Genomic DNA, 19,088 nt, shown 5'->3' with positions numbered 1-19,088 from the left:
TACGGAGCGCCGATCAGCTGTCGGCGGTGACCTTGGTGATGCTCACCGGGGTGTTCGGTGCGCCGTCCTCGGGGGCCGAGGTGCCACCGGCGGCCACCTTCTCGACCACCTTCACGCCGGCGGCGTCCACCTTGCCGAAGACGGTGTAGCTCGGCGGCAGCTGGCTGTCGGCGTAGACGATGAAGAACTGCGATCCGCCGGAGTCCGGCTGGCCGGTGTTGGCCATGGCCAGCGTGCCGGCCGAGTAGTCGCCGGCGGTGTCGAGCTCGTCCGGGATCGTGTAGCCCGGTCCGCCGGTGCCGGTTCCCGTCGGGTCGCCGCACTGCAGCACCTTGAGGGCGTCGTAGGTGGTGAGGCGATGGCAGGGGGTGTCGTCGAAGTAGCCCTGCTTGGCCAGCGAGAGGAACGAGTTGACGGTGCAGGGCGCGCCCTTGCCGTCGAGGGTCACCGTGAGCTCGCCCGCCGACGTGCTGATCGTGGCTTGGACCGGGCCGTCGTAGGCGGCCGTGGCCGGAGGCATCTTGGCCGTGGATGTCGTGCCATCGGCCTCGTAGTTGCACGCCACGCCGTCACCGGCCGACGAGGTGGAAGCACTCCCGTCGGCGGCCTGGTCGGCGTCGTCACTGCCGCAGGCGGCGAGCGGCAGGGCGGTCAGCACCAGGGCTGCACCGCCGGCGAGCCGACGCCGGGCGGGGGTCGTGAGCGCGGGCCAGAAGCGAAGTGACGACATGGGCCGCATCGTAGGCAGACTCTCCTGAGGGGGACCTGAGGGGGCCGGGGTGCGGGCCCTCCGCTGACCGTCGACCGGCGTCAGTGGCCCTTGGTGATGCGACCGTTGACGGCCCGCAGGACCCACTGCGGCGCAAAGCCGGAGCTGCTGAACAGCACCTTCGCCTGGGTGCCGACCGGGCGGTGCACCGGCCGACGGAACCGGCCGACGCGGCTGGTCACGGGGTTGGGGGAGACCATGTCGAAGACGGTGTCGGCCACGTCGTCGGCGGTGAGACGAACGCCCAGCGAGCGGGTCGAGCCGATGTCGAGGTCCTGCGTCATCTGGGTGGCCACGAAGAGCGGCCACACTGCACGCACGGTGATGTCGTCGGCGGCCCACTCGATGTCGAGCGCCTCGGTAAGGCCGCGGACGGCGAACTTGGTGGCCGAGTAGGTGGCCAGCTCCGACTGTCCGTAGATCGCGCTCGCCGAGGCCAGGTTGATGACGTGGGCGCCGGGCGTGGCCTTCAGGAAGCGGTGGGCGGTGTAGCAGCCGGTGACCACCCCGGTGACGTTGACGTCGATCTGTCGCACCTGGCGCTCGAGCGGGATGTCGGCGAAGCGGCCGCCCTCGAGCAGACCGGCGTTGTTGACGAGGACGTCGAGGCGACCGCCGGAGACCTCGGTGAGCTGGGCCAGCGCTGCCGTCCACGCGTCGGCGTCGCGGACGTCGAGCCGGCCCGTGACCACGCGCTCATCGTCGAACTCCTTGGCGAGCGTCTCGAGCCCGGCCTCGTCGATGTCGAAGGCGCCGACGAGGTAACCCGCCGCGTGGAAGCGTTTCGCGATGGCGCGGCCGATGCCGGCGGCGGCGCCGGTGACGAGGACGGTGCGAGAGGTCATGGCCCCAGTGTGGCAGCGGGCTCACAGTGGATCGAGGGATCTGGAGACGATCCTCATCACATCGGTCCCACTCGGACACGGGCCCTCAGTCCCTGACGATCGCCTCCGCGGCCCGCAGGCCCGAGCGGTAGGCGCCGTGCACCGTCGCGAAGGACCGCAGGTCGGTCGCTTCTCCGGCGAAGTGCAGGCGACCGCCCACGGGGCGGGTGAGCGCCTTGCGGTCGGCGGGGGACGAGCCGACGGCGTAGAACGAGTAGGAGCCGCGGGCGAGAGGATCGTCGGCCCAGCGGGTGCGCTGCACGCCGATGGGCGTCGGCAGGTCGACGCCCAGCGAGGCGCTGAGCGCGGCGAGGGCCTGGGTGAGGGCTTCGCGATCGGAGAGCCGACTCACCGCGCGCGCGTCGTCCGCCGCGCTGAAGGCCATCAGCGCGGGTCGGCCGGTGGCGCGGGCGAGGTTGATCCACTGCGTCCAACGCCCGTAGGAGCTCGCCGGCGGGACCCGCTCGATCCAGTCGGTGTCGGGCCACAGCCTCTCGGTGCCGGCAGGGAAGCGCACGACCAGCTTGTCGAGGAGTCCGACGCCCAGTCGCTCGATGGCTCGGGCAGCGCGACGGGGGAGCGGTGGGTCGAACGTGATCGCATCTGTCTTCAAAACACCGAGCGGCACGGTGACGATCACGTGATCGGCGCGGTAGGTGGCCGTGCCTGCGGTGACGACGACGCTGTCGGGGCTGTGGGTGATCGCCGTGACGGCGGTGCCGGTGGAGATGTCGAGATCGCGCGCCAGGTGGTTCGTCAGCTGGGCGTAGCCGCCGGGGAACAGCACGTCCTCGCCCTTCAGGGGGGCGTCGCTGTCGTACCAGTAGGTCGAGAGCCGCGTTGCGCTGCCGGCGTACTCCTGCTCGATCTCGTTGAGCGCGTAGGAGATCCAGCGGCGTTCCTCCGGCGACCGTTCCGGCCAGGCGAGCTCGCGCTCGACCACCGTGCGCAGCGACGCGTCCTCCTCGCCATCCTCCTGGTAGGTCGACAGCACGCCTGAGACGGCCTCCGTCGCTCGCTCCAGGAGCGCCTCCTGATCCTCGGTCAGCTGGCCGCGATCGGTGAGGGTGATGGTGGAATCGTAGGTCGTGGTCGCGGTCGTCGCCCCGGCCGCCCTGGCGAGTGCCGTGAGGGGGTTGCCCCCGGTGCCGTGGATCCAGGAGGCGCCCAGGTCGACGGGGAAGTCCCAGGCGTCGCTGGTCCAGATGCGCCCGCCGAGCCGGTCGCGCGCCTCGAGCACCTGCACGCGAGCGCCCGCGTCGGCGAGGTGCCGGGCGGCGGCCAGGCCGCTCATCCCCGCGCCGACCACGATCACGCTCGGACGACGGCCCGGTCCGTCGTCCTCGGTGGGGGAGCAGGCGGCGAAGGCCGCCGCACCGGCGGCCGAGGAACCGAGCAGCAGGCGGCGGGAGATCCTCAGGGGAGTCGGTCGCACCCCAGGAGTGTCCCGCGTGTGCCCGTGCGGGCGTCGGGTTACTGCCACACCCGGACATAGTCGATCTGGGTGGTCACCTTGTCGGGCACGACGTTCGGGTCGTACTCGTTGCCGGTGGTGCCCATCGCCTGGTTCAGGTTGAGGTAGAACGGTTTGTCGAAGGGGCCGTACTGGCCCTGGACGCCACCGACGGTGGAGTAGTTGTTCTCAACACACACCTGGTCGTTGACCAGGATCTTGATCTGGCCGGGCCTCCACTCCATGCCGTAGGTGTTCCAGTCACCGAAACTGATGGGGCACACCGCGCCGGGAACGTTCCTGTTGGTCTTCGGGTCGTTCTCGCCGAGCAGGTAGTGCATGTAGGGGAAGACGTTGTCGGGTGCCGAGGAGTACATCTCCGCGAAGTCGATCTCGCCGGATGCGGGCCAAGGGCCGTAGGTGTCGTTGTTCGGCCACAGCCAGAAGGAGGTCTGAGCGCCGGGGGAGCGCAGGCTCGAGACGCGGGCGCGGACCTCGTACTTGCCGTAGGTCTGGTTGAAGGTCTGGTAGTGCATGACCTGACCGTTGACGAACCGGGTGGTCTGGTTGTTCGCGCAGGCCGCCACCGGAGTGGGCAGCTCCACGAGGGAGAGCGACAGGACGCCGCCGCCCACGCTGATCGTGTCCGGGCGATCGGCCGCGCAGGCGTACCTGCTGCTCGTACCGGTCTGGAAGGCGGTCTGCGGGCGCCACCACTTGCGATCGAGGCTCGTGCCGTCGAACTCGTCGTTGTAGGTGCACCTCCACGGGGTGCCGTCGGGCCTGGTGGGGTTCGCCCCACCGCAGGTGGGGCTGACGGGCTTCGGCGGGCTCGCGATCGTCACGGAGAAGCGGGCGCTGTTGCCCTCCTGGTGGGCGCCGGTCGCCGGGACCTGCGCCCAGTACTGGTACGAGCCGAGGAAGTCGCGCCCGGGCAGCGGCAGTCGGGCCTCGAGGTTGGCATCGAGCTTGGTGGTGCCGACGACGCTGTACCCGAGGTTGAGGAATCCGGCCGTGACCAGGTTGACGACCGTGCCGGGTCGAGCAGGTGCGCTCGCGCGCACGATGACCTGGCTCGACTCGCGCGGGGCGAGCTGGCCGGGGTTGCTGATGACGGTGACGGTGGGGCTCGTCAGGAAGTCGAAGAGGCCGGCGTGGGCCGGCGCGACGCTCCCGGCCAGGATCCCGCAGGCTGCGGCGATGGCCGCGACGAGCGTGGCGACCGATCGGGCCAGCGGGCGGGCGGCGTGGCGGTTGCCGAGGCGGGTGACGGGGCCGACGGTCCGGCGGGAGCCGTGCGGGCGCGGGGCAGCGATGCGTGAGTGGGGGTTCACGACCCGAACCATGCTCGTGTCGGACGCCGCCGCGCTGCAGATTCGACCAAGAACGTGCTGAATCGGCGCACTGCGCACGCTCGCTTGTGAGACAGGTCATAGCGGACGCCGGGGGAGTCTCAATCTCCTTGTGAATCCGCAGCGACAGCGAAAGTCCTCGGCAGCGGTCAATCGCCGATCTCGGCCCCGGAGATCCTCGTGCCCGGCGGGAGGTCCTTGATCTGACGGTGGATCTGGCCGTTGAGGGATGACGCGACCACGAAGTCGGCGACCTGGACGTTGTTCGGCGAGAGCTGACCACCGATCGCTGGCGGGATTGTGAAGTCCAGGATCTCGGAAGGACCGGGCCGCAGACCCTTCCTCTGAGCGGCGAGGGCGATCTCGGCCAGGAGGAAGCGGTCCTGTCCGTCGCGGCTGTCCAGCATCGCCTTGAGGGCCACGGTGTCGTGCCACTGCGGCGTCAAGGTGCCTTCGATCGAGTCGAGGAACCAGATCGCGTCGGGCCCCTGGAAGAAGACGTCTCCGAACATCGAGCAGCCGAGCGGCTGCAGAGGTCGACCGCCCAGCAACCAGGACCAGTCGTCGAGGGCTCGCGCGAAGGTCGGCGGGTCGAAGCGGCGGAGCAGGGCCATGGAGCGAACCTAGGCAGTGGTGAGGCGCAGCGGAAGCGCGTTGGTCGTCTGTTCATCGAGTGCCGGTGATGGCTGGCTCCTGCTCTGCCAGGCTTTGGGCATGCAAAGCGCGCCACCGTCCTTCCGGTACCACCTTGATCCGATCCTCACCGGGTCTGTGGTCAATTCCTCGGATGAGTGCGAACGCTGCGGTCAGGCTCGCGGTCTGATCTACTCCGGGCCTATCTACGCTGTGGACGAGGTCGAGTTCATCTGCCCGTGGTGCATCGCTGATGGCAGCGCAGCGCGAGAATTTAGCGCCGAGTTCACGACTGTGGACGGGGCACCGTCGGACATTCCCCGGGCCGTACTCGATGAAGTCCTGCACCGCACTCCAGGATTCGCAGGTTGGCAACAGGAACGCTGGCTCTTCCATTGCTCGGATGCCACCGCGTATCTCGGCCGAGTGGGCTACGGGGATATCGCCGATCTGCCTAGCGTGATCCAGGCACTGGCCGTCGACGGGTGGGATTCCGGGAGCCTCCAGCACTTGAGTGTTGACGGCGATCTGACCGGCTACCTGTTCCGCTGTCGCCACTGCGAAGCCAAGCTCGCCTACGCTGACGCCTCTTGATGCGTGCGTAGTCAGCGGCAGGATGAGGCTCGTGACAGAGAACTTGGACGCTGCGCGCATCGGGAGTCTGCGAGCGGTCGCGATCGACGTCGCGATGCCGAGCGGACCTGGGCTGGACGAGGCGATCAGGCTTGCCGAGGAGCTCGTTGCCGACGGGCTCGGCGGGCCCGCGACTCTCGACGTCGCATCGTTGCCGATCGGAGCAGCACAGAGGGATGCCGAGCCTGTCGTCCGCGCGATGCTCGCAGAGTTCGACATGGAGGTGCCGCAAGCAGAGGGCGAAGCGGGGCGCTATCGCTTGCTGCTCTGGGCATTCGGGCACGCGGATCTGCCTGTCGAGCTCTTTGAAGGCCGGTTCTACGCACGGCTCGCCGCCTGGGATGAGCAAGCCGGCCGACCGAGCGGCCATCGAGCGCGAGATGAGGGCAGCGGTCCGAGCGGTGGTTCTCAGGGGTTAGCGAACCCGCACGTACGCACAACGCCTCGGGACGGATGCATCTCCAGTTGTGCGGGTCGTTCTAGCAACTCCAGCAGGGAAGTGGGCTAGGCATAAGCCGGCGAGCAATTCCGCAACACGCGAAGAAGTGACATAATGTCACTTATCGGCGATCGGTCGTCAGTCGGGAAGTCGGGTCGTCGCGATAGGCGGCGAGCGTCGTTCTACTGTTCCAGCGTGGTTGATTGGTATCCGGACCGGCCATCGGTCCCGCAGGTTGTGTTCGGCTTTTTCGTGCTCTGCGCCTTAGCGGCTCTGTCGCTCTACTGGTCGGCTGATCTAGTCGGTGGCATCCGCGTCTTCCTGTGGTTCATCGCTGCAGCGTGTGCACTGCTCGCAGCATCACGGCTGGTTGTCGCAGTCATCCTTGTTCGAGAGTCTCGGGCAAGGCGTCACTGACAGTTCAGGACCAGACGCGGGTGATCCAGGGTGAGGGCTTGTCGGATGCCTCGGGGCGCGCGGCCAGGGATGCTTTGCTTCGGACTCATCCTGTCACTCATCGGTGTTTGAGCGGCCAGGCTACCGACGGCCGAATCCGCCCTGTGGCGCAGTCAATCGGGGTCCGCGGTCAAGCTGTAGATGAGATCGTCTACAGGGCCTACCATCGACACCATGGCCGACACCACGACGATCCGCATCAGCCGCGAGACACACGCGTCGGTCACCCGCCTGGCGGCGGAGCGTCACGAGACGATCGACCAGACCGTGAGTCGTGCTCTGCGTGCCTTGCGACAGGACTCGATGGCACGCGACCTCGGCGCCGAGCTGACGGCCGATGAGTTGACGTGGCTGGATGCTGACGCCGGGTGACGTCGTTGTCCTGGATCTCGGTGCGCCCAGCGGCAGCGAGGCAGGGTTGCTGAGGCCGGGAGTCGTCGTGACCGCTGCGCGCATCCTTCGTGGCGGGCCCAACGTCGTCCAAGTGGTGCCGCTGACCCGCACGGTCCGGCGCAGCTCCACCGAGGTAGTGGTAGAGCCAGACGAGCTGAACGGACTCGACGAGCGATCGTCCGCGCAGTGTCAGCATCTCCGCTCGGTCGCGACATCGCGTCTGACGGGCCAGCGCGGGAACGTCGGCGTCGTCGTGCTCGCTGAGATTCGCGAGACGCTCGCGCTGCTGCTCGATCTGTGAGCGGTCAGCAGCTGTGCGAGCTCACCGTTCGAGCGTGACCCTGTCGCCGAGGCTGATCTCACCGCCGTGGACGACGTGCAGGCCGAGCCCGAAGCGCGGCGTGCCGTCGATGCGGTGGTGCCGGGCGAGCGATCGCAGCGGTTCGGGGCCGCTCGTGAGGTCGTCGGGGTCGATGGTCGTGAGGAGGCAGCGGCTGATCGGCTTGCGGGCGCTCAGCACGACGTCGTCGCCGATGCGCACCGTCGTCCAGGCATCCTCGGCGAACGGCTCGATGTCGCCGCTCAGCAGCAGGTTGCCGCGGAACCGGCTGGGCGCGAGGTCATCGTCCGCCCAGCTGGAGACCTGCTGGAGCGAGGCGGTCGTGGTGATGCTGACGGCGGCGGCGTCCTGGAGGGCCGCTCGCTCCCCCGGGTGCGCGAGATGACGGACCAGCTGCACTCCGCCGAGCCCGAGCGCCTCCTGCAGCCACCCCGCCGCTTGGTGGACGACGTCCACACGTACCGCTCTGCCGAAGACCTGCGCGCTGCGCTGCTCCCCTGGCGAACCGTCGATCGACAGCGACTCGAGACCGGGGAACCGCAGGCGCAGCGGTGCATCGAGCCCGGGTGCGGTGAGCGGGGTGTCGGCAACGACACGCAGCAACGGAGGGATCTCCCGGGCGGTGAGCATGTCGCCGACGGAGTCGACAACCATCCACCGACGATCATCGGTGATGCCGGTCGGCCCCACGCGGCAGGTCTGGACCGAGCGCGCTGACGCACTCTTGACGGGATGGAGGGCGATCGCTGCCACCGTGAGCCCGGACCTGGCGCTCTTTGCGGTGCTCACCGCGGTCGTGATCGTCCCCCGCGTCCCACGGGACTGGCGTAGATCGTGGTGAAGACGACGGCGGCGATGATCGGTGCGCTCCACGACCGCGACACGACCGCCGTGACGACGAGGACGATGAGGAGCAGGACCAGCCACTCCTGGGTACGCCGGGGCGTCACGTCGCGGTCCGTTCGGTCATGCGGCTGTTCCCGAGAGTCCTGCCTCGCATGCGCCCATCATGCCTTCCGTGACCCGGCAGACGCCGCAGGGCGCTTCGACACGACTCCGGTGGGTAGATCGTCCACGTGGGATCGGCAGGCAGCAGGAGGGCGCGCGCTCGACGACAGGCTCGGGCGAAGGCGCGATCGCGCCCGCTCGCGGGCGGGGCGGATCGTCGTCCACCATCGGACGAGCGGCACAGTCGTTGGCTCGTTCCGATGTCGCTGCTGGCGCTGGTCACCTCGATCCCGACGGCGGTGCTGGCCCGCGATGAGATCTGGGGTCTGCTCGGGATCATGGGCGGCTGGCCGTCCGCGGGGATCTACGCGGCCTTCCTGGCGCTCCCCTGGGGCGCAGGGGTCCTCGCCTTCCTCCTGGTGAAGCGCGGCGGGCTGGCGGGCGACGTCCTCGGGCCGGTGGCAGGGTGGCTGGCGATCGTCTGGCTGGTCGCGTTCTGGCCGTCGAAGAGCGGCGACATCACCTCCCAGCTGCGCGTCTCGCTCGGCACCTCCGGCATCGACCCGGATCTGGCTGGTCTCCTGGTCGTGGCCGCTGTCTCGGCTCCGCTGGTCGTGCTGATCGCCCTCTCCCTTGCCGCCACGCGGCTGCGCTCGGCCCGTGGACGACGCCGCGGCGCCGCGATCGCGACCAGTGCCGGCGTCCTCGTGGTGTGGGCGGTGCTGCTCTGGTTGATCGCGGGGCCCTGACCGGCCCTGCTCAGCTGGTGAAGTGGCCCGGGTGGTCGCCGAGGGCCACCATCCACCGCTCGGGCTGCGGCAGCGGGGTGAACCCGAAGCGCTCATACAGTCCGTGCGCGTCGAGCGTGGTGAGCACCGTGCGCTTGAGCGCCAGCGGCTCCAGGTGGGCCGTGATGCCCTCCATCAGCTGCACGCCGACCCCTCGACCGCGGGCGTCCGGATCGACGTAGACGTCGCACACCCAGGCGAACGTCGTCGAATCGGTGATGACGCGCGCATAGCCGAGCAGGTGGCCCTCGGCGTCGAGCGCCCCGAAGTTCAGCGACCCGTCGGCTGCCGACTGCATGACGGCGCGCGTTCGACCCAGAGCCCAGTACGCATCGGTCGACAACCAGCGGTGGACGACGTCGAGGTCGATGCGTCGCAGGTCGGTCGTGATCTCGAGGCGGGCGGTCTCGTCGGTCGGCACGGGCGCGAGCCTAGGCAGCCTCTGCCGCCACTCGCGAGCGACTTCCGCGCTCCCCCACGGCCGTTCGCGCGTCTCAGCCCATGGTGCGAGCGCCGTCGATCGACTCGCGGATGATGTCGGCGTGGCCGGCGTGCTGGGCCGACTCCGCGAGCACGTGCAGCAGCATCCGCCGCACGGTCCACGACGCGCCGGGCTCGAACCACGGGGCGCTCGGCAGCGGGTGCGCGGCGTTCAGGTCGGCGCCGGCGATGAACTCCTCCGTGACGGCGGCGACCTCGTCGTAGCGGGTCAGCAGCGCGTCCACGGTGTGGTCGTCGGTGAGGACGAAGCGGGTGTCCTCCCCCGACCAGCCCTCGCTGCCCGGCATCGAACCCGTGCGGGCGAAGGTGATCCACTGCTCCTCGGTGTCGGCCACGTGCTTGAGCAGCGAGGCCAGGGACAGCGCGCTCACGGTCGGCGTGCTGCGCGCGGCCTCGTCGTCCAGACCTCGCACGGTCTGGCGCAGGAAGCCGCGGTGGGTGCGCAGGGTGGTGATGAACTCGTCGCGTTCGCTCATGGCTCGCACGCTAGGGGCGAGCGCCGACATCCGTCGTCCACGAGGACGGCGGGCAGACTGTCGCCATGATCCGCAACGTGGTGGTCGGTCAGGTGCGCGACGGCGTGACGCGGGAGCAGGTCGAGGAGGCGCTGCAGGCGCTGCGCGACCTGCGGGTGGACGGCATCGAGTTCGCCCTCCTGGCCGGCCAGGACCTCGGTCTCCGCGAGGGCAACGTGTCGTACGCCCTCACCGCCGACTTCGCGAGCGAGGAGGCCTACCGGGTGTACGACCTCGACGAGGAGCACAACCGGATCCGGCGGGAGCTGTTCGCCCCGATCTCGGCGTCCATCTCACGCATCCAGTTCGCGCTGCCCGGCTGAGGACGCCCTACTACTCGACCGAATCTCGTGCTGGTCGACTGAAACTTCATGCAAGGAGCACGAGATTCGCCGGTGCACCGGCGAATCCCGACCTCCCTCAGCCGCCGACGTAGGCGGCGAGGTGCCGGCCGGTGAGGGTGTGGGCGCGGGCGACGAGGTCGGCGGGGGTGCCCTCGAAGACGACGCGCCCGCCGTCGTGGCCGGCGCCGGGGCCGAGGTCGATGATCCAGTCGGCGTGGGCCATGACGGCCTGGTGGTGCTCGACGACGATCACCGAGCGGCCGTCGTCCACGAGGCGGTCGAGCAGGGCGAGCAGGTGGTCGACGTCGGCGAGGTGGAGGCCGGTGGTGGGCTCGTCGAGCACGAGCACTCCCCCGGGCTCGCCCATGCGCACGGCGAGCTTGAGGCGCTGGCGCTCGCCGCCGGAGAGGGAGGTGAGGGGTTGGCCGAGGCGCAGGTAGCCGAGCCCCACGTCGTCTAGGCGCCGGAGGATGGTCGCGGCGGCGGGCACTGCAGCCTCGCCGGAGGAGAAGAAGGCGAGGGCATCGGCGACCGGGAGGTCGAGGACGTCGGCGATGGAGAGGCCGCCGAGGGTGAGCTGCAGCACCGAGGCCTGGAAGCGCCGCCCGCCGCACTCCTCGCAGAGCGTGGAGACGGTCTCCATGAAGCCGAGCTCCACCTCGACCATGCCGTTGCCGTTGCAGGTGGTGCAGGCGCCCTCGGAGTTGGCGCTGAAGAGCGCCGGCTTCACGCCGTTGGCCTTCGCGAACGCCTTGCGTACGGGCTCGAGCACGCCGGAGTAGGTGGCGGGGTTGCTGCGCCGCGAGCCGCGGATCGGCGACTGGTCGACCACCACCGTGCCCTCCCGCGAGGCGATCGAGCCGTGAACGAGTGAGCTCTTGCCCGATCCCGCGACACCGGTGACGACGCACAGCACGCCGAGCGGCACGTCGACGTCCACCGCCTGCAGGTTGTGGCGCCTGGCGCCCCGCACCTCGATCACCGAGGACGACGCACGCACGGCGTCCGCGCTCTTGAGCCGTGCGCGGTGCCCCAGGTGGCGCCCGGTGAGGGTGTCGGCGCCGCGCAGTTCGTCGACAGAGCCCTCGAAGCGGATCTCGCCGCCGTGCACGCCCGCCCGGGGCCCGAGGTCGACGACGTGGTCGGCGATGAGGATCGTCTCGGGCTTGTGCTCGACCACCAGCACGGTGTTGCCCTTGTCGCGCAGGCGGAGCAGCAGGGTGTTCATGCGGTCGATGTCGTGCGGGTGCAGGCCCACCGTGGGCTCGTCGAAGACGTAGGTGACGTCGGTGAGCGCCGAGCCGAGGTGGCGGATCATGCGCACCCGCTGGGCCTCGCCGCCGGAGAGCGATCCGGAGGGCCGGTCGAGGCTGAGGTAGCCGAGACCGATCTCGACGAAGGAGTCGAGGAGGTCGCGCAGGGCGTCCAGCAGCGGAGCCAGCGCCGGCAGGTCGAGGGCGCGCACCCAGGCGGCGGCATCGCTGATCTGGAGCGCACAGACCTCCGGCAGCGTGCGCCCGTGCACCTGCGCGCTGCGCGCGGCCTCGTTGAGCCGGGTGCCGCCGCACTCGGGGCACTCCCCCACTGTCGCCGCGCGTTCGACGAAGGTCCGCACGTGCGGCTGCAGCGAGTCGGGGTCCTTGGCGAACATCGACTTGCGGATCTTCGGTAGCAGCCCCTCGAAGGTGACGTTGACTTTGTCGACCTTCACCTTGCGCGGCTCCGCGTGCAGCAGCTCGTCGCGCTGGGCCGGTGTGAGGTCGCGGATCGGCACGTCGGGCGGCACGACCGCCTTGAACGCCGCGACCATCCAACCGTCGGCGGTGTAGCCGGGCACGAGGATCGCGCCGTCGGCCAGCGAGCGGGTCTCGTCGAGGATGACCGACAGGTCGAGGTCGGAGACCGTGCCCCTGCCCTCGCACTGCGGGCACATCCCGCCGAGGTAGACGACGTCGCGCACGACGTCCTTGCTCACCCGGCCGTCGGCCTTCTCCGTGGTCATCACGCCGCTCGCGCGCCGGGTGGGCACGTTGAAGGAGAACGCCGTGGGCGGGCCGACGTACGGCTCGCCGGCGCGGCTGAACAGTGTGCGCAGCATCGTGAGCGCATCGGTGACGGTGCCGACGGTCGAGCGCGCGTTCGCCGCCATCTGCTCCTGGCCGACCACGATGGCCGGTGTCAGCCCCTCGAGGACGTCGACGTCGGGCCGGTTCACCGAGGGCATGAAGCCCTGCACGAAAGCGCTGTAGGTCTCGTTGATCATCCGCTGGGACTCCGCGGCGATCGTGCCGAAGACCAGCGAGCTCTTGCCGGAGCCCGAGACGCCGGTGAAGACAGTGAGGCGACGCTTCGGCAGGGTGAGGGCGACGTCGCGCAGGTTGTTCTCCCGCGCGCCCTCCACCCGGATCACGTCGTGGGAATCGGCGGGATGCGCACTCACGGGCCTCACCGTAGTGGTGGTCGCCGACGGTCCTGCGGAATCCGCTCGGGCCCGACCCGCGTCGGCTTGGCGGCGTCGGCCACCATCGTGTGGTGCCAGAAGGACACACCATCCACCGCCTCGCCCGCCGCCACGACCAGCTCTTCGTCGGCCAGCGGGTGGAGGTCTCGAGCCCGCAGGGTCGCTTCGCCGAGGGCGCCGCGCTCATCGACGGACAGGTCCTGGAGCGCACCGACGCCTGGGGCAAGCACCTCTTCCACCGCTACGACGACCTGTGGCTGCACATCCACCTCGGGCTCTACGGGAAGTTCCGCGACGGCGAGCTGCCCGCTCCGGAGCCGCAGGGAGCCCTGCGGCTGAGGCTCCTCTCCCCCACCCACTGGCTCGAGCTGCGCGGCCCCACCGCCTGCGAGATCCTCACCGACCCCGAGCGCGACCACCTGCTCACGCGCCTCGGCCCCGACCCCTTGCGCAAGCGCCCCGACATCGACGCCTTCATCGACCGCGTGCTCCGCAGCCGCGCGCCCATCGGGACGATGCTCATGGACCAGGCCGTCATCGCCGGGGTCGGCAACGTCTACCGCGCCGAGGTGCTGTTCCGCCAGGGGCTCAGCCCCTTCCGCCCCGGCCGCGAGCACCACGAGGCCGTGCTGCGCGCCATGTGGGAGGACCTCGTCGTCCTCCTGCGGTCGGGGGTGCGGGCGGGTCGCATCATCACCACCGCTCCGGAGGACCGGGAGCGTCGCAGCGGCCGTGCGCGCCGGGTCGACGCGCACTACGTGTACGGCCGCGCCGGCCAGCCGTGCCGCCGGTGCGGCACCGAGGTCGAGGACACCCAGGTGGCGGGGCGCCGCCTGTTCTGGTGTCCGACGTGTCAGCCCTAGGGGCCGGGAGCCGATAGGCTGGTCGTGACCTGCACCACACCCGCGGGTCGACCACAACCTGCGCCACCCACCTGTGTGGCCGACACATCGACAAGGACGGGTTCACCCATGACCCTGCAGCACTCCCCCGCCCCCGCGGCACCGGTCTCCCCCGCCGGCGAGGCCCTCGACGTCTTCGAGGCCGCCCACGAGCACGAGCAGGTCGTCTTCGCCAACGACCCTGCCACCGGTCTCCGCGCCGTCGTTGCCGTGCACTCCACGGCGCTCGGTCCCGCGCTCGGCGGCACCCGCTTCTACCCCTACGCCTCGACCGCTGCGGCGGTGCGCGACGTCCTCGACCTCTCGCGCGGCATGTCGTACAAGGCCGCGCTCGCGGGCCTCGACCTCGGTGGCGGCAAGGCCGTGATCATCGGCGATCCTGCGCAGGTGCGAGCATCCGGCGGCGCCGAGGCCCTGTTCCGCGCCTACGGTCGTTTCGTGCAGTCCCTCGGCGGTCGCTACTACACCGCCTGCGACGTCGGCACCTTCTCCCCCGACATGGACGACATCGCTCGCGAGTGCGACTACGTCACCGGTCGCACCGTCGCCCACGGCGGCGCCGGCGACAGCTCGGTGCTCACCGCCTTCGGCGTCTTCCAGGGCATGCGCGCCGCCGCGCGGCACGTGTGGGGCGAGCCCACTCTCGGCGGGCGCACCGTCGGCGTGGCGGGTGTCGGCAAGGTCGGGCACCACCTCGTCCGCCTCCTCCTCGAGGACGACGCCCGCGTCGTCGTCACCGACGTCTCCCCCACCGCGGTGGCGCGGGTGCGTGAGGAGCACCCGCAGGTGTCGGTCGTCGACTCCACGGCCGCCCTCGTGGCCGGCGACCTGGACGTCTATGCGCCGTGCGCCCTCGGTGGAGCCCTCACCGAGGAGGTCGTGGCGGGACTGCGTGCGCGCATCGTGTGCGGTGCGGCGAACAACCAGCTCGCCCACCCCGGGGTGGAGAAGGTGCTGCTCGAGCGCGGCATCACCTACGCCCCCGACTACTGCGTCAACTCCGGCGGTCTCATCCAGGTGGCCGACGAGCTCGACCCCGCCGGCTTCCGCTTCGAGCGCGCCGAGCAGCGTGCCCGCGGCATCTTCGACACCACCGCCGCCGTCCTGGAGAGCGCAGCCGCCGACGGCCTGTCGCCCGCCCTCGCGGCCGACCGTCTCGCCGAGCGCCGCATGCGCGACGTCGGGCGCCTGCGCGGCATCTGGCTGGGCTGAGCCCCCACCGCCCGGGGGATCTCGACCCGCGGGCACCTCGACGGGTGCCAGGTCCGACCTGGCACCCGTCGAGCCTTGTGTGCGCACTCGCGGGTGCCACGTGTCACGCAATACGCCACCGGGCAGGGATGTTGTGCCCCCTGTGCCAGTCGGCGCCCACCCGCGCCGGCGTGGCCGCTCGGTCTCCGTTCGAAAGGAACACTCGTGACGACCTCCACGTCCTCCCCCACCGGGGAGTCCGGAACACCTGCGCCTTCCCAGCAGCCGGCTGCACCTCACCACTGGTGGCAGATCCCGTTCTGGGCGCAGGTCCTGGGCGCGCTCGTCGTCGGTGCCGCCCTCGGCGCGCTCGCCCGCAGCCAGGAGCTCGACGGTCTGACGACCACGCTGCAGACCATCGGCGACACCTTCGTCACGCTGCTGCGCACCGTGGTGGTGCCGCTGGTGTTCTTCGCGATCGTGGTGAGCATCGCCCGCCTGCGTGAGGTCTCCAACGCGGCCCGCCTCGCCGCGCAGACGCTGCTGTGGTTCGCCATCACCGCGGCCGTCGCCGTGGTCATCGGCATCACGATCGGCCTGCTCACCGACCCCGGCGTCAACACCTCCGTGTCGCGCGACGCCGCTGGCGACCCCGGCACCACCGGCTCCTGGACCGACTTCCTCACCGGCCTCGTGCCCTCCAACGTCTTCGGCCTCAGCGGGTCGGTGGACGACGGCGGCTCGGTGTCGATGAACTTCAACGTGCTGCAGATCGTCGTCCTCGGCCTCCTGGTGGGCGCGGCGGTGCTCAAGACCGGCGAGAAGGCCGAAGCGTTCCTGTCGTTCGCCGAGAGCTTCCTCGCCGTCGTCCAGACGGTGCTGTGGTGGATCATCCGCCTCTCGCCGCTTGGCACGCTCGGCCTGATCGGCACCGCGGTGGCCACCTACGGCTGGGACGCCGTGAGCCCGCTGGCGGTCTTCACGATCGACGTCTACGTCGGTTGCGCGATCGTGCTGCTGGTCGTCTACCCGGTGATCCTGCGTCTGCACGGCCTTAACCCGCTGCGCTTCTACTCGGGCGCCTGGCCCGCGCTCCAGCTGGCCTTCGTGTCGCGCTCCTCGGTCGGCACGATGCCGGTCACCGAGTACGTCACTACCCGCAACCTCGGCGTGCCGCGCGAGTACGCATCCTTCGCCGTGCCGCTGGGTGCGACCACCAAGATGGACGGCTGCGCGGCGATCTACCCGGCGCTCGCGGCGATCTTCGTGGCGCAGTTCTTCGGCATCGAGCTCGGTCTCTCCGACTACCTGCTCATCGCCTTCGTCTCCGTCGTCGGTTCCGCGGCCACCGCCGGGCTCACCGGTGCGGTCGTCATGCTGACGCTCACCCTCAGCACCCTGGGCCTGCCGCTGGAGGGCGTCGGCCTCCTGCTCGCCGTCGACCCGATCCTCGACATGATGCGCACGATGACCAACGTCGCCGGCCAGGCACTGGTGCCGACGATCGTGGCGCGGCGCGAGGGCATGCTCGACCAGGCTGCCTACGACGCGCCCCGCGAGGGTGACCCGATCGGCCGGGGCGTGCCAGTGGCCGCCTGAGACCACGGCGGCGCGACGCCTCGACGTCCACCGAGCCTTCACCGACACGACACCTCGCGTGCACGGAGGCGCGAGCCCGGCCCGAGAACCTCGTCCGGCCGGGCCGCATCGGGTGGCCCGTGTCTCGGGAGGTCCACGCATGTCCAGTCCTGTCCCCGTCGCGCCCTCATCGGCCGGTGTCGCCGCCTCCGCCGTGGGGCGCCGCGTCGTCCTCGGTGGAGGGCTCGCGATCGCCGGCGCCGGCGGTCTCACGCTGCTCGGCTCGGTGGCGCCTGCCGTGGCGGCACCGTTGCGCGACCCGTTCACGCTGGGGGTCGCCTCGGGCGACCCGCTGCCCGACCGCGTGGTCATCTGGACCCGCCTGGCACCGCAGCCGCTGGCCGCCGACGGTCGCGGCGGCATGCCGAACCACCCCTACCTCGTGCAGTGGGAGGTGGCCGAGGACGAGCGCTTCCGCCGCGTCGTGCGACGCGGTCGCGCCCTGGCCCGCCCCGACTTCGGCCACAGCGTCCACGTGGACGTCGAGGGCCTGCGCCCGGCGCGCGAGTACTGGTACCGCTTCCGCGTGGGCTCGGAGATCTCACGCACGGGTCGCACCCGCACGGCCCCCGCCCGCCGCGCTCGCGTGGCCGAGCTGATGGTGGGGGCGGTGTCGTGCTCGCAGTACGAGCACGGCTTCTTCACCGCCTATCGCCGCCTGGCCGAGGAGAACCCCGACCTCGTGCTGCACCTCGGCGACTACCAGTACGAGTACAAGGCGAAGGACTACCTCGCCCCGGGCGGCAACGTCCGTGACCACGAGGGTCCGGAGACCGTGGACCTGGCGGGTTACCGCCAGCGCCACGCGCAGTACAAGACCGACGCCGACCTGCAGGAGTTGCACGCCGTCGCGCCGTGGGCCGTGATCTTCGATGACCACGAGGTCGACAACAACTGGGCCGACGAGATCCCGGAGAACGTCAGCGAGACCGCGGGCTTCCGCGCCCGTCGCGCCGCCGCCTTCCGGGCCTACTACGAGAACATGCCGCTGCGACGCTCGTCGATCCCGCGCGGGCCCGACATCCAGATCTACCGTCGCCTCGGCTGGGGCGCGCTGGCCGACATCCACCTGCTCGACACTCGCCAGTACCGCGACGACCAGGCGTGCGGCGATACGGTGGCCGTCGGCTGCACCGAGGCGCTCGACCCGGCCCGCTCCCTGTGCGGTGAGCGCCAGGAGCGGTGGCTGCTCGACGGCCTCAGCAGCTCCCGAGCGGGCTGGCAGCTCATCAGCCAGCAGGTGTTCTTCTCGCGGCGCGACTTCGCGGCCGGCCCGGACGTCGGTCTCTCGATGGACGGGTGGGACGGCTACGCCGCGAACCGCCAGCGACTCGTCGACGGCATCGTCGAGCGCGGCGTCGACAACGCGGTGGTGCTCACCGGCGACGTCCACCGCCACTACGCCTCGCAGGTGCTGCAGGACTTCGACGACCCCGACAGCCGGCCCGTGGCCGCGGAACTGGTGACGACGTCGATCACCAGCGGCGGCGACGGCTCCGACACCAGCGCCGCGACCGATCTGCAGCTGCGCGAGAACCCCTGGATCAAGTTCGCCAACAGCCAGCGCGGCTACGTCACGGCCACGGTGACCCCGAGCGAGCTCACCGCCCGCTTCCACGTGCTGCCCTACGTCAAGCGTCCGGGGGCGCCGTCCAGCGTGCGCGCCGCCTTCGTCGTCGAGTCGGGCGACCCGACGCTCAACCCGGTCGTCGCATGAGCGCCCGCAGCGGTGCCGTCGCACGCCCGCGCCTGGTCGCCCCGTCGCGGGGCCAGGTGCTCTCGGCGGTGGTGTCGGCCCTCGTGGCGCTCGGCGTGCTCATCGCTCCCCCGGCCCACGCGGCGTCCTACAGCGGAACGCTGGCCGGTGCCGTCGCGCAGATCCCGACCCGCGCCGAGGTGACCACGGGCTACGACCGTGCCCTGTTCCCGCACTGGGTCGACGCCGACGGCGACTGCCACGACACCCGCGCCGAGGTGCTGATGGCCGAGGCACGCTCGTCGGTCACCTACGGCTCGACCGGCTGCTCGGTCGTCTCGGGCTCGTGGCTGTCCTACTACGACCGTGCCACCTGGACGGCTGCCTCCGACCTCGACATCGACCACATGGTGCCGCTCGCCGAGGCGTGGGGCTCCGGGGCGAGCTCGTGGACGACGGCCCGCCGCCAGGCCTACGCCAACGACCTCGGCGACGCCCGCAGCCTGGTGGCGGTCACCGACAACGTGAACCAGTCCAAGAGCGACCAGGACCCGGCCGAGTGGCTCCCGACGTACGACAAGTGTCGCTACGTGAGCGAGTGGGTCGCGGTGAAGATCCGCTGGGGGCTCAGCGCCGACAGTGCGGAGAAGGCCGTGCTGCAGCAGTACGCGAGCTCCTGCGGCGGCAACCTCACCGTCACCGGCGCCTGAGGCGGGTGCCTCCTCGCCTAGCCAGCGGGACCCCCGCCCGGT

21 protein-coding genes are annotated in these 19,088 nt (G+C 70.6%); 11 read left to right on the top strand and 10 right to left on the bottom strand.

Annotated features, from left to right (window positions below; all coding sequences use genetic code 11):
• Positions 1-13: 13 nt before the first annotated feature.
• The 5 genes from ACERUN_RS07220 to ACERUN_RS07200 form a co-directional block, all read right to left on the bottom strand.
• A complete protein-coding gene (locus ACERUN_RS07220; RefSeq protein WP_370289178.1) occupies positions 14-730 on the bottom strand; it encodes a peptidylprolyl isomerase in 717 nt (238 codons plus the stop codon).
• Positions 731-810: 80 nt separating this feature from the next.
• Complete coding sequence (locus ACERUN_RS07215; protein WP_370289177.1) at positions 811-1,614, bottom strand: SDR family oxidoreductase; 804 nt, start codon at positions 1,612-1,614, stop codon at positions 811-813.
• 85 nt (positions 1,615-1,699) lie between these two features.
• A complete protein-coding gene (locus tag ACERUN_RS07210; protein WP_370289176.1) occupies positions 1,700-3,088 on the bottom strand; it encodes a flavin monoamine oxidase family protein in 1,389 nt (462 codons plus the stop codon).
• A gap of 38 nt (positions 3,089-3,126) precedes the next feature.
• On the bottom strand, positions 3,127-4,440 hold the full coding sequence (locus tag ACERUN_RS07205; RefSeq protein WP_370289175.1) for a family 16 glycosylhydrolase: 1,314 nt from the start codon (positions 4,438-4,440) through the stop codon (positions 3,127-3,129).
• Between the two features lie 167 nt (positions 4,441-4,607).
• Positions 4,608-5,072, bottom strand: a complete 465-nt coding sequence (locus tag ACERUN_RS07200) for a hypothetical protein (protein ID WP_370289174.1) — start codon at positions 5,070-5,072, stop codon at positions 4,608-4,610.
• Between the two features lie 100 nt (positions 5,073-5,172).
• Between ACERUN_RS07200 and ACERUN_RS07195 the strand changes: the two genes are divergently transcribed.
• From ACERUN_RS07195 to ACERUN_RS07180, 4 genes are all read left to right on the top strand, one after another.
• Positions 5,173-5,685: a CbrC family protein gene (locus ACERUN_RS07195; protein WP_370289173.1), complete on the top strand. Its 513-nt coding sequence runs from the start codon at positions 5,173-5,175 to the stop codon at positions 5,683-5,685.
• Between the two features lie 31 nt (positions 5,686-5,716).
• Entirely contained in the window at positions 5,717-6,232 is a 516-nt protein-coding gene (locus tag ACERUN_RS07190; protein WP_370289172.1) for a hypothetical protein, read from the top strand.
• A 561-nt stretch (positions 6,233-6,793) separates the two neighbouring features.
• On the top strand, positions 6,794-6,991 hold the full coding sequence (locus tag ACERUN_RS07185) for a hypothetical protein (RefSeq protein ID WP_370289171.1): 198 nt from the start codon (positions 6,794-6,796) through the stop codon (positions 6,989-6,991).
• Positions 6,975-7,313, top strand: coding sequence for a type II toxin-antitoxin system PemK/MazF family toxin (locus ACERUN_RS07180; protein ID WP_370289170.1), 339 nt, complete (start codon positions 6,975-6,977; stop codon positions 7,311-7,313). Before ACERUN_RS07185 ends, ACERUN_RS07180 begins: the two co-directional genes overlap by 17 nt.
• A 21-nt stretch (positions 7,314-7,334) precedes the next feature.
• On the opposite strand, the gene ACERUN_RS07175 is transcribed toward ACERUN_RS07180, so the two are convergent.
• Both ACERUN_RS07175 and ACERUN_RS07170 read right to left on the bottom strand, forming a co-directional pair.
• The gene (locus ACERUN_RS07175) at positions 7,335-8,105 is read right to left on the bottom strand and encodes an MOSC domain-containing protein (RefSeq protein ID WP_370289213.1); all 771 of its coding nucleotides are present in this window, start codon (positions 8,103-8,105) and stop codon (positions 7,335-7,337) included.
• Positions 8,106-8,137: 32 nt separating this feature from the next.
• On the bottom strand, positions 8,138-8,302 hold the full coding sequence (locus tag ACERUN_RS07170; protein WP_370289169.1) for a hypothetical protein: 165 nt from the start codon (positions 8,300-8,302) through the stop codon (positions 8,138-8,140).
• Positions 8,303-8,560: 258 nt separating this feature from the next.
• Between ACERUN_RS07170 and ACERUN_RS07165 the strand changes: the two genes are divergently transcribed.
• A complete protein-coding gene (locus ACERUN_RS07165) occupies positions 8,561-9,049 on the top strand; it encodes a hypothetical protein (RefSeq protein ID WP_370289168.1) in 489 nt (162 codons plus the stop codon).
• 10 nt (positions 9,050-9,059) lie between these two features.
• Here ACERUN_RS07165 and ACERUN_RS07160 read toward each other — a convergent pair whose 3' ends face one another.
• Both ACERUN_RS07160 and ACERUN_RS07155 read right to left on the bottom strand, forming a co-directional pair.
• Positions 9,060-9,509, bottom strand: a complete 450-nt coding sequence (locus tag ACERUN_RS07160) for a GNAT family N-acetyltransferase (protein ID WP_370289167.1) — start codon at positions 9,507-9,509, stop codon at positions 9,060-9,062.
• 73 nt (positions 9,510-9,582) lie between these two features.
• On the bottom strand, positions 9,583-10,065 hold the full coding sequence (locus ACERUN_RS07155; RefSeq protein WP_370289166.1) for a DinB family protein: 483 nt from the start codon (positions 10,063-10,065) through the stop codon (positions 9,583-9,585).
• Positions 10,066-10,130: 65 nt separating this feature from the next.
• On the opposite strand from ACERUN_RS07155, the gene ACERUN_RS07150 reads away from it, so the two are divergent.
• Complete coding sequence (locus tag ACERUN_RS07150) at positions 10,131-10,427, top strand: Dabb family protein (protein ID WP_370289164.1); 297 nt, start codon at positions 10,131-10,133, stop codon at positions 10,425-10,427.
• Between the two features lie 97 nt (positions 10,428-10,524).
• On the opposite strand, the gene ACERUN_RS07145 is transcribed toward ACERUN_RS07150, so the two are convergent.
• Positions 10,525-12,888, bottom strand: a complete 2,364-nt coding sequence (locus ACERUN_RS07145) for an ATP-binding cassette domain-containing protein (RefSeq protein WP_370289163.1) — start codon at positions 12,886-12,888, stop codon at positions 10,525-10,527.
• A gap of 92 nt (positions 12,889-12,980) precedes the next feature.
• Between ACERUN_RS07145 and ACERUN_RS07140 the strand changes: the two genes are divergently transcribed.
• From ACERUN_RS07140 to ACERUN_RS07120, 5 genes are all read left to right on the top strand, one after another.
• Entirely contained in the window at positions 12,981-13,772 is a 792-nt protein-coding gene (locus ACERUN_RS07140) for an Fpg/Nei family DNA glycosylase (protein ID WP_370289162.1), read from the top strand.
• Positions 13,773-13,880: 108 nt separating this feature from the next.
• Complete coding sequence (locus ACERUN_RS07135; RefSeq protein WP_370289161.1) at positions 13,881-15,023, top strand: Glu/Leu/Phe/Val dehydrogenase; 1,143 nt, start codon at positions 13,881-13,883, stop codon at positions 15,021-15,023.
• 204 nt (positions 15,024-15,227) lie between these two features.
• The gene (locus ACERUN_RS07130; protein WP_370289160.1) at positions 15,228-16,601 is read left to right on the top strand and encodes a dicarboxylate/amino acid:cation symporter; all 1,374 of its coding nucleotides are present in this window, start codon (positions 15,228-15,230) and stop codon (positions 16,599-16,601) included.
• A 139-nt stretch (positions 16,602-16,740) separates the two neighbouring features.
• The gene (locus ACERUN_RS07125) at positions 16,741-18,357 is read left to right on the top strand and encodes an alkaline phosphatase (protein WP_370289159.1); all 1,617 of its coding nucleotides are present in this window, start codon (positions 16,741-16,743) and stop codon (positions 18,355-18,357) included.
• A complete protein-coding gene (locus ACERUN_RS07120; RefSeq protein WP_370289158.1) occupies positions 18,354-19,046 on the top strand; it encodes an HNH endonuclease family protein in 693 nt (230 codons plus the stop codon). The genes ACERUN_RS07125 and ACERUN_RS07120 overlap by 4 nt, the downstream gene beginning before the upstream one ends.
• The last annotated feature ends 42 nt before the right edge of the window (positions 19,047-19,088 follow it).

The sequence above is a fragment of the Nocardioides sp. genome (assembly GCF_964229035.1).
Classification (GTDB): domain Bacteria; phylum Actinomycetota; class Actinomycetes; order Propionibacteriales; family Nocardioidaceae; genus Nocardioides.
The sequence above is the reverse complement of the archived record's forward strand: the minus strand, read 5'-3'. Positions and strand labels throughout refer to the sequence as shown.